Annotated in this window: 10 protein-coding genes; 6 read left to right on the top strand and 4 right to left on the bottom strand. The window is 38.9% G+C overall.

Annotated elements, in window-relative coordinates; genetic code table 11:
* Nucleotides 1-212 precede the first annotated feature (212 nt).
* The 3 genes from MS6x_RS18960 to MS6x_RS18950 are packed head-to-tail and all read left to right on the top strand — an operon-like array spanning nucleotide 213 to nucleotide 4,402.
* Nucleotides 213-2,096, top strand: a complete 1,884-nt coding sequence (locus tag MS6x_RS18960) for a tetratricopeptide repeat protein (protein ID WP_482604338.1) — start codon at nucleotides 213-215, stop codon at nucleotides 2,094-2,096.
* Entirely contained in the window at nucleotides 2,093-3,955 is a 1,863-nt protein-coding gene (locus tag MS6x_RS18955) for a tetratricopeptide repeat protein (RefSeq protein WP_482604336.1), read from the top strand. The genes MS6x_RS18960 and MS6x_RS18955 overlap by 4 nt, the downstream gene beginning before the upstream one ends.
* Before the next feature lie 39 nt (nucleotides 3,956-3,994).
* The gene (locus tag MS6x_RS18950) at nucleotides 3,995-4,402 is read left to right on the top strand and encodes a thiol-disulfide oxidoreductase DCC family protein (RefSeq protein WP_482604334.1); all 408 of its coding nucleotides are present in this window, start codon (nucleotides 3,995-3,997) and stop codon (nucleotides 4,400-4,402) included.
* Between the two features lie 31 nt (nucleotides 4,403-4,433).
* On the opposite strand, the gene MS6x_RS18945 is transcribed toward MS6x_RS18950, so the two are convergent.
* Together MS6x_RS18945 and aroC are read right to left on the bottom strand one after the other, a co-directional pair.
* On the bottom strand, nucleotides 4,434-5,762 hold the full coding sequence (locus MS6x_RS18945) for a dicarboxylate/amino acid:cation symporter (protein WP_482604332.1): 1,329 nt from the start codon (nucleotides 5,760-5,762) through the stop codon (nucleotides 4,434-4,436).
* A 265-nt stretch (nucleotides 5,763-6,027) separates the two neighbouring features.
* Nucleotides 6,028-7,092 carry a chorismate synthase gene (aroC, locus tag MS6x_RS18940; RefSeq protein ID WP_482604330.1) on the bottom strand — a complete coding sequence of 355 codons (1,065 nt, stop codon included), beginning with the start codon at nucleotides 7,090-7,092 and terminating at the stop codon, nucleotides 6,028-6,030.
* Nucleotides 7,093-7,282: 190 nt separating this feature from the next.
* Here aroC and MS6x_RS18935 point away from each other — a divergent pair, with 190 nt between their 5' ends.
* On the top strand, nucleotides 7,283-8,110 hold the full coding sequence (locus tag MS6x_RS18935; RefSeq protein WP_482604328.1) for a UDP-2,3-diacylglucosamine diphosphatase: 828 nt from the start codon (nucleotides 7,283-7,285) through the stop codon (nucleotides 8,108-8,110).
* 25 nt (nucleotides 8,111-8,135) lie between these two features.
* On the opposite strand, the gene MS6x_RS18930 is transcribed toward MS6x_RS18935, so the two are convergent.
* Nucleotides 8,136-11,051, bottom strand: coding sequence for an FAD-binding and (Fe-S)-binding domain-containing protein (locus MS6x_RS18930; RefSeq protein ID WP_482604326.1), 2,916 nt, complete (start codon nucleotides 11,049-11,051; stop codon nucleotides 8,136-8,138).
* Between the two features lie 92 nt (nucleotides 11,052-11,143).
* Here MS6x_RS18930 and MS6x_RS18925 point away from each other — a divergent pair, with 92 nt between their 5' ends.
* Together MS6x_RS18925 and MS6x_RS18920 are read left to right on the top strand one after the other, a co-directional pair.
* Nucleotides 11,144-11,638: a hypothetical protein gene (locus MS6x_RS18925; protein WP_482604324.1), complete on the top strand. Its 495-nt coding sequence runs from the start codon at nucleotides 11,144-11,146 to the stop codon at nucleotides 11,636-11,638.
* A 99-nt stretch (nucleotides 11,639-11,737) separates the two neighbouring features.
* Complete coding sequence (locus MS6x_RS18920) at nucleotides 11,738-12,868, top strand: redoxin domain-containing protein (RefSeq protein WP_482604321.1); 1,131 nt, start codon at nucleotides 11,738-11,740, stop codon at nucleotides 12,866-12,868.
* Between the two features lie 76 nt (nucleotides 12,869-12,944).
* On the opposite strand, the gene MS6x_RS18915 is transcribed toward MS6x_RS18920, so the two are convergent.
* Nucleotides 12,945-14,588, bottom strand: a complete 1,644-nt coding sequence (locus MS6x_RS18915) for an LVIVD repeat-containing protein (protein ID WP_482604320.1) — start codon at nucleotides 14,586-14,588, stop codon at nucleotides 12,945-12,947.
* Nucleotides 14,589-14,606: the final 18 nt, after the last annotated feature.

Genomic DNA, 14,606 nt, shown 5'->3' with positions numbered 1-14,606 from the left:
GGACAGAATACCATAATCTTACCCTAAAATCCCATGGACAAAGAAAATAAGGATAGGAGTAAATTTTATATATATTATTGGTAATCAACGTATTAAATACATTTCATATTTTAAATAGAAGCTCATTGGTATGGACAAAGTATGGACAAGACTGATTTTGAAGTATTTAAGTTTTAACTTGTAGTTTCTAATGGATATGTCAATTCTATTCTATGAACTTCACTAAAAAATTACTGTTTTTTCTGATATTATTTAGTTCACAAGTGTTCCCGCAACAACCCTTGGTGAAATCGGATAGTCTTGGTGAATTATTACAACGGAGTAAAAATTTTAAGGACAGTGTGGATATTTTAACTAAAATGGCAGATTATCATATGTATAATGATTCTCGTAAATCCATTGCTCTAGCCGATTTAATACTAAGAATTAGTAAAAGCAATAATTATGGAAATGGTCTTTCAGATGGCCATTTTTTAAAGGCAAATGCATATGGAGCAATGCAAACAATGGATAGTGCCATGCTAAACTATCAACAAGCCATTAAGTCCTCCAAAGATATTGGCTCCAATAGAAATTTGGCCAGTGCAATGGCCAATATAAGCGTCATAGAGGGACAAAATGGCAATTACCTAAAAGCCATAAAGCTTATGGATACGGTCGCCAAAATGAATTTAAGGGAGAAGGACTTTCTTAATTACGGGGTAACCTTAAATAATAGGGCATACCATTTTTATGAACAAGGAGATTACGTAAATGCCATGAGAGGTTTTAAAGCGGCATTGAATGTACTTGACACCATACAGAGGGATATTTTTCGTCAAGGCGATGTTTACCGAAATATTGCTAAACTCAATTATCAGGAAAAAGATTTTGAAGATGCACTCACTTATTTAAATAAAGCGAATGATATCTTTGAAAAAGTAGAAGATTACCTATTCCAATCCTATGTTTGGTCAGATATTGGCAATGTGTACTTGGCACTGAAACAGTATGACAAAGCTATCGAAAGTTATAATAAAGGACTTGCCATTTGCCAAGACTTCGGCTTCAAGGAATCCAGATCATTATTATTAAGCAACTTGGCCATCGCACTTCGCGACCAAGGAAAACTCAAAGAAGCTTTGAACAATTTTTATAAATCAGCTATTGATACGGAACATGACGAAAGTATGGCCAATAAAATCGTGCATAAATACCATGTGGGGTACACCCACGCCTTATTAAATAACAGAGACTCTGCCTTATTTCACCTAAATAAGGCTATCACACTTTCAGATTCAGTTGGGCAAGCCAATGAACTTAAAAATGCGTTGGAATTCCGGTCAAAATCCTATGCGCTTTGGGGTATGGAAAAAAATGCGCTGGAAGATCTTCTAAAAATGAACATTCTCAAAGATAGTATCTTCAATACTCGTAAATCATTGCAGATAGAACAACTCCAGACCATCTACGAAACCGAAAAAAAGGAGGCCGCCATTGCCCTTCAACAAGAGGAGATCAACACTTTAAATGAAAAGGCCAAAGTAGATACATTAACCAAAGGACTCTATGCAGGGGGCATGTTCACCTTCGTGGCCGTTTCAGGTTTGTTGTTCTTCGGATTCCGTCAAAGAATGAAGAAAAACCGAATTGCCCGCGAAAAGCAAGAGGCCATCTACCAACAGGAAATTGCCCACAAGCAAAAAGAACTGGCCAGCCAGACCCTCCACTTAGTACAGAAGAACACCTTTATTAAAGAGCTCATGGAAAACCTGGAGAACATCAAAAACTCGCCCGAAAAATTCAAGATGGAATTCAGACGTATCGTCATGCTGCTAAAAAAGGAAAATGCTTCGGACAAGGACTGGGAAGTGTTTAAAACCTACTTTTCAGAGGTCCACAATGATTTTGATCAAAAACTCAAAACCCTTTCAAACGATATTTCAGAAAAAGAGATTCGGCTGGCAGCTTTTTTACGCATGAACCTGACCACCAAAGAAATCGCAGCCACACTAAATGTGCTGCCTGATAGTATTTTAAAATCGAAGTACCGCCTTAAAAAGAAACTAGGATTGGATAAAGAAACCGATTTGAATCAATTTTTAAATGCCTTATGAAAAAAATTTGCATACTACTATTCTTCCCATCCCTATTGGTCATCGGGCAAAAAAAGAAACCAATAGATAGTTTGTTGGAGGTCCATAAGACTACTACAGAAGACAACATTAAGTTGAAAACAAGTAATAAACTAACTTCATATTACATGTATCGTGATATTAAGAAAGCAAAATTATTCGCTTATGAGCAACTTGAGCTTTCTAGAAAAATAAATGATTTGCAGGCGGAGATTAAAGCATTAAACCATTATTCAACAATCTACAGTAGATTAAGTAAGTACGATTCTGCACAATACTATATCGAAAAAACATTGGAACTAGCTGTTTCTACCGATAATTTGGCGCAACAATCCATTTCAAAACATAGTTGGGTAATTATGGAAATTGATAGGGGGAATTTTGATAAAGCAATGCATCTTAACACACAGAACATAGCGTTCAATCAAGAGATTGCAGATACGTTGGGCCTTGCTATGTCGTACGAAACGGAAAGCTCCATCTTAACGGAGAAGGGGCAATATCTTTTGGCCTTGCATAGCGTAATGAAAAGCCTTGAGGTGTATGAAATCCTTCAGGACAGTATAAGGATTGCAGATGTTTATAACAAAATAGCCATCATTGAAAATTCCCTGGAAAATTTTGACTCCTCTATTAAAAGCAGTAATAAGGCATTGAAAATTTATGAGGATTATGAGGATATTGAGTATCAATCCGTTATTCTTAACATTTTGGGAATATCATATAAGTTTAAACAGGAGTTTGAAACGGCTAAAGATTATTTTACCCGGAGCATGGAGATTTCCTATCCAAACGGATATCAGAGCGTTTATTTGGTAAGTCTTGCCCATTTTGCCGATGTTTATCTAGAGACTGATGATAATGGAAAAGCCAAGAAAACAATAGATGAAGGCATCAGTATTTCCGCCGAACTGGGAAGCCAGCGTATGGTTTCCTATTTCAAAATGCGGTTGGCAACGTATTTTAAAAAAATAGGGTCTTACACCAATGGATTGGTATTGCTGGATAGTATCATTAAAAAATTTCCCAATGACGAGGAATATCTCATCTCCGCTTATAGAATAAAGAGTGAAATACAAAAAGAGCAAAATCAGTTTGACAGAGCATTAGAAAGTTATGAGCGTTTCAAGTCCATGGAGGATTCCACATCAAAAAGGACCAACGCCACAAGAATCAATGAATTAAGGATTATCTATGAGACGGAACAGAGGGAGGCTGAAATAGCCCTACAAAATGAGGAAATAAATACATTGAATGCACAAAACAAAGCAGATGGGTTACAAAAAGGTTTATATGCCGGGGGTATGGCTTCTGCCCTAGCAGTCTCCGGACTACTATTCTTTAGTTTTAGACAACGGATAAAGAAAAACCGTTTAGCCAGGGAAAAACAGGAGGCTATTTACCAAAAGGAGATAGAGCACAAACAAAAGGAACTGGCTAGCCAGACGCTCCACCTTGTTCAGAAAAACATCTTCATCCAGGAACTTATGGAAAATCTAGAGAACATAAAAAACTCGCCCGAGAAGTTTAAAATGGAGTTTCGACGAATTGTCATGCTGTTAAAAAAAGAGAATGCTTCGGACAAGGACTGGGAGGTATTCAAAACCTACTTTGCAGAAGTACACAACGATTTTGACCAGAAACTAAAGACACTCTATACCGATATCTCAGAGAAAGAAATACGCTTAGCGGCCTTCCTTCGCATGAACATGACCACTAAAGAAATTGCCGCAACCTTGAATGTATTACCGGATAGTATACTAAAATCAAAATACCGGCTCAAGAAGAAACTAAACCTTGATAAGGATACTGATTTGACCAGTTTCTTAAATAGATTATAAAATTTAGGTGGTCCTTCTACCCTAGTGTATCTTTGCTTTGTGGAAGAAAGCAAAAAAATAATCTTATTTGATGGTGTTTGTAACCTTTGTAACGGTTTCGTTCAGTTTATCATAAAACGCGATAGGGATGATGTGTTCCGATATGCCTCCCTACAAAGTGAAGTAGGTCAGAAACTGCTTTCGGAACGTCATATCGACACATCCGCAATCGATTCCGTAGTGCTTATTGAGCCTGGCGTTGCCTATTACATTAAATCCGATGCCGCCTTGCAAATTGGAAGTCATCTAAATGGATATCGAAGCATATCGAGAATCTTATATTTGATTCCTAGTGGTTTACGAAATATCGTATACGATTTAATATCCAGGTACCGCTATGCTTGGTTCGGTAAAAAAGACGCTTGTATGATTCCGACACCTGAATTAAAGGCTAAGTTTTTGGAATAGGAGCTAATTCTTGAGTTATATCGAATATCAACTATTTTACCTCATCATAATGATCGTCCCAATTCTTGGCTTTAGGATTATCATGTAACTTACCTACGGATTTGGCCACTATGGTGGCAACGGTAGCGTCTCCGGTAACATTTACAACGGTTCGTAGCATATCCAAAGGTCTGTCTACCGCAAAGATTAAAGCCAATCCTATGGCATACTTATCCGGCGGAAAACCAACTGACTCTAGAACAATAACCAGCATTACCATTCCTGCGCCTGGTACTGCTGCTGTTCCAATAGAAGCCAGCAAGGCTGTTAAAACAATGGTTAGCTGTCCGCTTAAGGGAAGGTCAAAACTTAAGGCCTGTGCTATGAAAACCGCGGCAATACCTTGGTACAAGCTGGTACCATCCATATTTACCGTAGCTCCTACAGGCAATACAAAACTGGACACTTCCTTGTCCACACCAATGTGCTCTTCTACGCGCTCCATAGTAACTGGTAAGGTAGCTGCACTAGAACTCGTTGAAAAGGCAAGCAATTGTGCAGGACTAAGTTCCTTTAAGAACCAAAATGGATTCTTTTTGGCAAAAACTGCAACCAAGGTACAATAGAAAACAATCATTAAAAACAATCCTAAGACCACCACTCCCGCATATTTAAGCAATGCCAATAAAATTTCCGGATCGCTAGACGAAACTACAACGTTGGCTAAGAGCGCAAATACGGCATAGGGCGCTGTAAGCATAATAAGGTCAACCATCTTTAAAACAACATCATTAAGGGAATCAAAGAAATCCTTTAATGGTTTGGCGCTTTTTTCACCTATCAACAGCATGGAAATCCCAATGAAAATCGTAAAGAATATAACTTGAAGCATCAATTGATTGTTGCCAAGTGCGGCAACAGCATTGTCGGGAACCATATCTTCCAGAAATTTCAAAGGGCCGCTCTCTTTTTGCCTCGATGCTTCTTCCAACTTCGCCGCGATACCTTCATCACCTGCATAGGTAGATGTTAGTTTCTCGATGGTTTCCTCGGAAACACCATCACCTGGCGCCAGTACATTTACCAAGACTAGCCCTAGAATAATAGCGACGGTAGTTGTTCCAATATAAATACCGATCGTACGCAAGCCGATATTCCTAAACTTAGATATGTCTTTTAAGTCGGATATTCCCTTAATCAAAGATGCTAAAATGAGTGGAACCGCAATAAGCTTTAGTAATTTTATGAAAATGGTGCCTACGGGAGCTATCCAATCCATGACAAATTCCTTTCCCCAATCCAAAAAGGTCATACCAAAACCAAAAAATAGTCCCAATACCATCCCAATCATTATTTGCCAATGCAATTCAAGCTTCTTCATAAATAAAAGTTCGTTTAGGGAGACAAGATACTATTTTGAACGGAAGCATGAAAGAGATACTGCGAAAGCGTTTTTTTAGTTAGCGACCTAGCTTTAATGAGCCACACCCTGAAAAGTACAACACTTTAAGAGAAAGTACCTTCATATAATGGTAAAACCGCTTAATTCCTATAAGCAAAAAGGTGCTAAGGATTCCAATTTTTGACATCAAGGACGCAAACATTCTTACCTATTATTATGTCCTTTGGTAGCTATCTTAAATCGTTTACTTTTTAATTGTCCGGTTTAATAGCACAAAGTCTGCTAATACCAGTGCGGTCATTGCTTCAACAATAGGAACTGCACGAGGAACCACACAGGGGTCGTGCCTTCCTTTTCCTTGTGCCTGTACTTTGTTTCCTTCTTTATCTATCGTTTCATAGCCCTGAATAACAGTAGCAACAGGTTTAAAAGCAATGTTAAAGTAAATATCCATACCATTACTTATACCTCCTTGAATACCACCACTATAGTTAGTTTGTGTAGACCCATCCGAGTTGAATTGGTCGTTGTGGTCGCTACCTTTCATTTTAACACCTTCGAAGCCACTACCATACTCAAATCCTTTCACTGCATTTATGGATAGCATTGCTTTTCCTAGTTCTGCATGGAGCTTATCGAACACTGGTTCTCCTAAGCCTACAGGTACGTTCTTGGCTACGCAGGTTATAATGCCCCCAATTGTATCTCCTTCTTTTCTTACTTCCTTAATATAGGTTTCCATTTTGGCTGCCATTTCTGGGTCTGGACACCTCACCGGATTAGACTCGGTAAGCGATAAATCCAACTCCGTATAAGGCTTATTCAATCGCATATCGCCAACTTGAGTCACAAAAGCATTGATTTTAATCCCCTGCAAAAACTGTTTGGCTATGGCACCGGCTACTACCCTGCTTGCTGTTTCTCTTGCAGAGCTACGTCCGCCGCCTCTGTAATCACGGAAACCGTACTTTTTATCATACACATAATCGGCATGGGAAGGCCGGTAAGAATCCTTGATATGCGAGTAATCGTGTGATTTTTGATTCGTATTATGAATAGCAAAACCAATAGGTGTACCTGTAGTTTTTCCTTCAAAGAGACCAGAAAAGAATTCTACTTCATCTGGCTCTTTACGTTGCGTCACTATGGCGGATTGGCCGGGTTTACGCCTGTCCAAGTCTTGCTGAATAGCATTTAGGTCAAGTTCAATTCCAGACGGACACCCATCTATTACGCCACCTATGGCCTTACCATGCGATTCTCCGAATGTACTTACTTTAAAAAGGGTGCCAAAGGTGTTTCCTGCCATCTTCAAAAAAATGAATGAGGTACAAATGTAATTTTAAAATGCATTAAAGAAAAATTTCGGTTGCTCTTAAAGTTATATTAACCTTTGTCCACTTTCGTAATAATTAGTTAACCTTTTGATTATTATATGATATTGAAAAGGATAACCAATCAATATACCATTGGGTTTAATTTTGTTCTAAAATTTATCCTTGAAGAAAAGAAAACTAGAAATAGCGGTCATTTCAGATATGTACCTGGGGAATCATGGGTGTCATGCGGATGAGCTACTTGCCTATTTGAGTAGTATAGACCCTAATATGCTGATATTAAATGGGGGCATTTTGGACGTAAAGCGCTATAAAACGAACTCTTTTCCTCATTCCCATCAAAACGTTGTCAAAAAAATTACAGCTATGGTGTCTAAGGGTACCAAGGTGTTTTATATTACCGGATGCCGAGATGATATGTCAAGTAGCTCAACAATAAAGGCTTTTGAGGGAATAAAGTTTCGTGAAAAGCTTGTATTAAATTTAAACGGAAAGAAAACATGGTTTTTCCACGGTGACATTTTAGATACACCGTTGCCGCATATGAGATGGATTGCAAAACTTGGAAGTCCTGGATATAAAATGCTTTTTGCCATAAACAGAGGAGTGCATTGGATTTACAAAAATCGAAAAAGAGCTGAATATCCCTTTTTTGAAAAGAGGAAGAAAAACAATGCGTCCGGATTAAAATATAGTTTAGATTTTGAGCGTATGGTAACTTTTTTGGCCATTGAAAACTATGTGGATTGTGTCGTTTGTGGGCACACATGCCAACCGAAGAAGCAATATATGGAAACATCAAAGGGAAAGACATTGTATTTAAACTCTGGGGATTGGCTGGAAAATATGACAGCATTGGAATACTCCTTTAATCGATGGAAGCTGTACAGGTACGAAAACGATAAGCTAAGTCCGTTTTTTGTAGATGAAGCACTTAAAGGTATGGACATGAGCCAACTCAATGCCATCATAGGTCAAAAAGCGAGCTAAGACCTGAATTTAACAAGGTATACTTCTAAGGTTTAAGGGCCTCTTTTAAAATACTTACCGGATGTTTGGCCTTTCTTTTGGTGCCATCATAGATTTGATGCCTACAACTGGTGCCGTTTGCTGAAATAATTACATCTTCTTTGGATTTCCTTATGGATGGGAATAACTTCAGCTCTCCTATTTGCATGCTTACATCATAATGCTCTTTCTCGTAACCAAAGGAGCCTGCCATACCACAACAACCCGAACTAATAATGGAAACTTTATAGTTTTTGGGTAGGTTTAAGATATCAAAGGTTACTTTTTGATTGCTCAACGCCTTTTGATGACAATGGTTGTGAATTTTAACATCTTTAGCGTCTTCGGTAAACGCGGATGCGTCTAAATTTCCTTTTTCCACTTCCTTAGCTAAGAATTCCTCTATTAAAAATGAGTGGTCCGCTACACGTTGCGCCGTTACCTCGTTTTCCGTTAAACGTTTGTACTCATCTCTAAAGGATAGTATTGCGGAGGGCTCCAGCCCTAAAATTGGCAAGCCCTTATCTGCAAAAGTTTTTAATTCGGTACTGTTCTTTATCGCTAGGGCTTTAGCTTGTTTTAAAAAACCTTTAGATAGGTACGTTCTGCCGCTTTCGGCGTAATACAAGGATACATCGTACCCTAAGCGAACCAACAAATCTATAGCGTCCTTACCCACTTCCACATCGAGGTAACGTGTGAATTCATCGATATATAAAACTACTTTTGACTTTGTTATAGAATTCTGACCAACAACGTTTTGCAACTTCCTATCGAAATTATAACTATAAACTTTTGGTAGGCTTCTATTCTCCGCTACACCACTGGCTTTCTTGACTAGACCGCTCAATAATTTAGAATCGTAGACTGCGTTGGTTAGTCCGGAAAGCTTGCTACCTAGGCGGTTGAGTTTGGTGTTATGCGCAAAGAGCTTTCCACGTAAGGGGTAGCCGTTCTGTTCCTGATATTGATACAGAAACTCAGTCTTAAGGGTAGCGATGTCTACATTACTCGGACACTCGCTCGCACAGGCCTTACAACTAAGGCACAGGTCGAATACTTCCTTAAGTTCTTCGCTGTCAAAAGCATTGGTCGATTTTTGGGGATTGGTCAAGAATTCCCGCAACGCATTTGCCCTGCCTCTTGTAGTATCCTTTTCGTTTTTAGTGGCATGATAACTAGGGCACATGGCTCCGGACATGTGGTGTGTTTTTCTGCAATCCCCGCTTCCATTGCATTTCTCCGCGGCTTTTAGAATTCCTTCGCTATCGGAAAAATCCATCATAGTCTTTAATTCGGGTTCAGCCCTGTCAATTTCATACCTAAAGGACTCGTCCATGGGGTACGCATCCACTATTTTTCCTGGGTTGAGTATATTGTTGGGGTCAAAATAGGATTTGATGCGCCGTAATAGTTCATAGTTTTTGTCACCGATCATTAACGGAATGAACTCGGCACGCACAATACCATCGCCATGTTCACCGCTAAAGGAGCCTTTATATTTCTTCGTTAATTTGGCAACGTCGGTAGTTATGTTTCTGAACAGGGCAACATCTGTAGCTTTTTTAAGATTTAAAATTGGCCTTAAATGTAGCTCCCCTGCGCCTGCATGGGCATAATAGACCGCTTTCTGGCCATAGCCTTTCATTATCTGCGTAAACTCGCCAATAAATTCCCTTAGGTCTTCTAAGGCAACAGCGGTATCTTCAATACAGGCAACTGCTTTCATATCGCCCACGATATTTCCCAACAACCCTAAACCTGCCTTTCTAAGCTCTATTGCCTTGTTGATATTGTCGCCAAAAAGTACGGGATGTGCGTAACTGAGCCCAGATTTTTCAATCGTTTCCATGACTTCTGAAACCCTTTCCTTTAACGCTAACTCTGAGCTCGCACTAACTTGCAGCATTAGTAGCGCTTCCGGATCTCCTGCAACAAAAAAGCGATTCGCCATTTGTGCCCGGTTATTCTTGGTACAATCCAAGATTACTTTATCCATCATCTCACATAATTGTAAAGGATGGGCCATTACCGGTGCTACATCTAACAAACAATCTTGCAAACTTGCGTAGTGAGTCACTATCATTGCCGAAAGCGGTGGTGGTAAATCATCTAATTGCAACGTAATCTCCGTGGTAAATGCCAAGGTGCCTTCACTTCCGCACAGCAGCTTTGCTAAGTTAACACGGTCTTCATCACCTCCAAAATGAGCCGATTTCAATAACTCGTCTACGGCATAGCCGGTGTTCCTCCTATGAATTTCAGGTTTAGGAAACTCAGTAATTATTTCATTAACTATATTATTGTTAGATAGCTCTTTATGAATGTTCTTATAAATAGATGCTTCAATACCTTTACCATTAATTTTATCGGTATATGACGAGCTGGAAAGCCCTTCAAAAGTAGCTAAACTACCGTCTGCCAACACTGTATTTAAAGAAACCACTTTGTCTCTGGTGACGCCATACTGTATGGATGTGGTACCTGACGAATTATTGCCCACCATACCACCGATCATACACCTATTGGAAGTGGATGTATTGGGGCCAAAAAATAGTCCAAAAGGTTTTAGATATTGGTTCAGCTCATCTCGTATTACTCCGGGCTGAACGGTTATTTGTTTCTTTGCCTCGTTTAATCGAAGAATTTTTGTGAAGTGTTTGGAAACATCTACTACAATTCCGTCTCCCACGCACTGACCTGCCAAGGAAGTTCCTGCCGTTCTGGGAATTAAACCTATCTTGTGAGTATTCGCAAACTCAATGAGCTTTTGAATATCGACTACTGTTTTTGGAAAGGCCACGGCCATTGGTATTTTTCGATACACAGAAGCGTCTGTAGCGTATAAGGTTTTTGAAAGGGTGTCTATTCGTAAATCTCCTTCAAGTTCCTTTGATAAAGAGGAAAGTATATTATTATTCAAATTGGCACAATTTTGGTTACTAAATTAAGTTTTATTGTTTGAGCTATGAACGAGAACGGCTCATTTTTTATTCATTAATTAAAACAAATCATATGAAATTGTTAAAATCATTTACGATTATTCTTTTTTTGACCGGAGCTGCGCTAAGCGCTCAAAGTATTTCAGATCATGCATTGGGCTTGCGCTTGGGAGATAGTGACGGATTTGGAGCTGAAATCTCCTATCAAAAATCGATAAGCAACTCCAACAGAGTTGAAGTCGATTTGGGCTGGCGCGACAGTAGAAATTTTAGTGCGTTTAAATTGGCTGGTCTTTACCAATGGGTGCGCCCTATAGAAGGAGATTTTAATTGGTACTATGGTGTTGGTGGTGGTTTGGGTAGTGCCGATTTCCCAAGACTTCCGAATAGGGATGATGTCGGTGGACTTTTTATTTTTGGAGCTGGAAATATTGGCGTTGAATATGATTTTGACATTCCTTTAGTAATTTCATTGGATTTTAGACCTGAACTAGGTCTTGTTGGATATGACGGATTTACCGATAGTTTTGATTTTGATATAGGGCTGGGTATTCGCTATCAGTTTTAAAGAAACCACAGTATTGTATTGGAAGCTATCGCGCTAACTCGTGGTAGCTTTTTTTTATGCTTTTATATAAGTACATTTGGCCCTTAAATTAATAATTTTATGAGAAAGATTGTACTATTAATGGTGCTTGTAATTGCGTTCAGCTGTAACCAAAATCCAGAGGGTTTCATAATAAATGGAGAGCTTAGAGGTGATTTTGAGGAAGGCACCCAAGTATTTCTAAAGAAAACGGGAGATAACGGACAGCCAATAGAGCTGGATACAACACTGCTTGTAGACGGTAAGTTTCAGTTCACAGGTACGAGTACAGAACCGGACATTCATTACATTTTTGTAGATAAGCTACAGGGCTATGCGGCTTTTGTAGTAGAAAATGGTACTATCGCTTTTAATGCCCAAAAAGACAGCCTTAGTTTTGCCGAAGTAGAGGGTACGTTGCAGAACGAGATTTTCTTTAATTATTTGGATAAATCCAAGGAACTTTCACTGCAGGCAAGGTCCATTCAGGAAGATATGCAAAAAGCGAATGCTGATCAAAACGGGCAAGCTACGCTAGCTGCATTGAACGATGAGATGCAAGAACTGCAAGAAGAATATGAATCCTTTGAAATCGATTTCATAAAAAACAATCCCAATGGCTTGATATCCGCTTTACTATTGGATAGAGCAATGGCTATGAACACTGTTGAAGTAGGAGAAATACAATCATTGTATGATGCACTTTCGCCAGAAATAAAGAATTCGAAGTCCGGGAAGAAAGTGGTTGAGTTAATTGCTAAAAAGAAAGAGTTGGAAGAGGCCAGTAAAAGTACGGCCATAGGTGCAAAAGCTCCCGAGTTTTCTGGCCCAAACCCAGAAGGTGATACGATTGCCCTGAGCGATGTAATGGGCAAGGTCACCTTAATAGATTTTTGGGCGGGTTGGTGTAGACCTTGCAGGGCGGAAAATCCAAACATTCTTGCTGTTTATGAAAAGTACCACGATAAAGGTCTAAACGTAGTGGGTGTTTCTTTGGATAGGACGGCGGAAGCTTGGAAAAAAGCCATAGCCGATGACGGACTTACTTGGAATCACATATCCAATATTGCCTACTTTGACGATGAAATTGCAAAAATGTACAATGTACAGGCAATTCCGGCGGCTTTTCTATTGGATGAAAATGGTATTATCGTTGCAAAGAACCTTAGGGGTACACAACTAGAAGAGAAAGTCTCCGAGCTTTTGGACTAAGATTCAATTAAATAAAAAAAGTTCCTAGCGGCACTGTGGTGCTACTAGGAACTTTTTTATACTACTGTTTATTGAATTAGAACTTATTCTTTAGATCCCTGAACGACCCATTAACAGCGGCGTTTCCATTTCTGTTTACAGAACCAAAAATATTTACGACAGCGTTTTCTCCAACAAATTCTATGGTGGCTCCATCATTAAGATTAAGATCACCATAAATGGTTAGATTGCCTTCTACCCGCATGGTAGCTCCGTTGTTTATATTTACATTTTTTCGTTTGTTATTTCTTCCGATAACAAGTGTACCGTTCATTTCAAAAAGAGAATCGGTATTTAAATTAACATCGTTTTTTACGGTCCAAGAACCACATAACAATAAAGACCCGGATACATTAAAATTATTAAACCTTTTAGCGCCTCTATACGCTAGGTTTTGGTTTGCATTAACATTTAAATTAGCACTCCCGCTATATGATGATAAATCTGCACATCGAGTTACCAAACTCTCATTGGGCCGGTTAAGTTTAATGATTTGTAACCCTTCTTTACCAGAAGCTGCGAAAATATAGTCGTCCTTAGACGCTACGTAGTTAATGGAACCTTCCAATTGAATTATACCAACAAGGTCAGTGCTGTTTTGCTGTTCTTCCGATAAACAAAGGCCTGCGCCCCCATTTGCCATTAAAAGTACTTCTTTGTTTGTTGCAACGGCATTTGTAACAACATCCGCGTCATCCACACTTTCAGGATTTAACAAAATAGGAATGTATTCTACAAATGAACCTGTACCGTAATTGTATACTCCTGCGCCTTTAGAACCTTCTGCAACAACAATATGTTCGCCTGAAAAGTCTAAGGTTCTTTTCGTATTAGTACCAAAATCAGAATCTATGGCAATATCACGTATACTATTCAAATTGGCATCTAAAATACTAACTCCTAGGCTGGCATCTAGTACTGCAATTTGATTGTCTTTTACGGCCACGGATCTTAAATCCATAAATGGTGCTTCTTTTGTAGAAGTTAAATCTGATTTGTTATATACTGTAACAAAACCCTCACGACCACTTGTAACCAGTACTTCGTTTGATGTTACTGCGATATCTGTAGCATTATAGCCCTCCTGGAAACCATATATAATTCCTGCATCAACATTTATTCTTCCGTTAGAACTTTGTAATCGTGCAACAAACGAGTTGGCTGTAGCCGTTACCGACTTTTCGGAATCTACGCCACCTGCGATATAAATGTATCCATTATCATATTTGATTGAATTAATATCCGCATTTACATAGTATAACCTTGCGGTAACTATCGGATTATTTGGATCACTCACATTAATAACATCTATACCCCCTACGTAACCCGCATCTGCGGTATTATAGGAAACATAGGCATACGAACCTGAAACATCTACATGTGATGCAGTTAAATTGGCTCCGCCGTCAAAAGAAGGAACATCGATCTGTGCAACCAAGGTTAATGGGTAATCACCAGCTAAATCATTTTTACCGGTCAAGTAGGATTTACCAGCGATATTTTCTTCATCGTAAATATCCAACACTCCGGCATTGTCAAAAAGAACACTGTTCTCGAGAAGGGTTTCGTTGGTCTCCATTCTAATATCGTTCTTGTCCGGATCTTCAAAAACGGTAGTTTCATCGCTACATGACATAAATACAGTCGCAAATGCAACTATTAAAAGGGGTAATTTTTTCATAATATTATTACAATTGGT

The sequence above is a fragment of the Maribacter sp. MS6 genome, assembly GCF_056839185.1.
The sequence above is the reverse complement of the archived record's forward strand: the minus strand, read 5'-3'. Positions and strand labels throughout refer to the sequence as shown.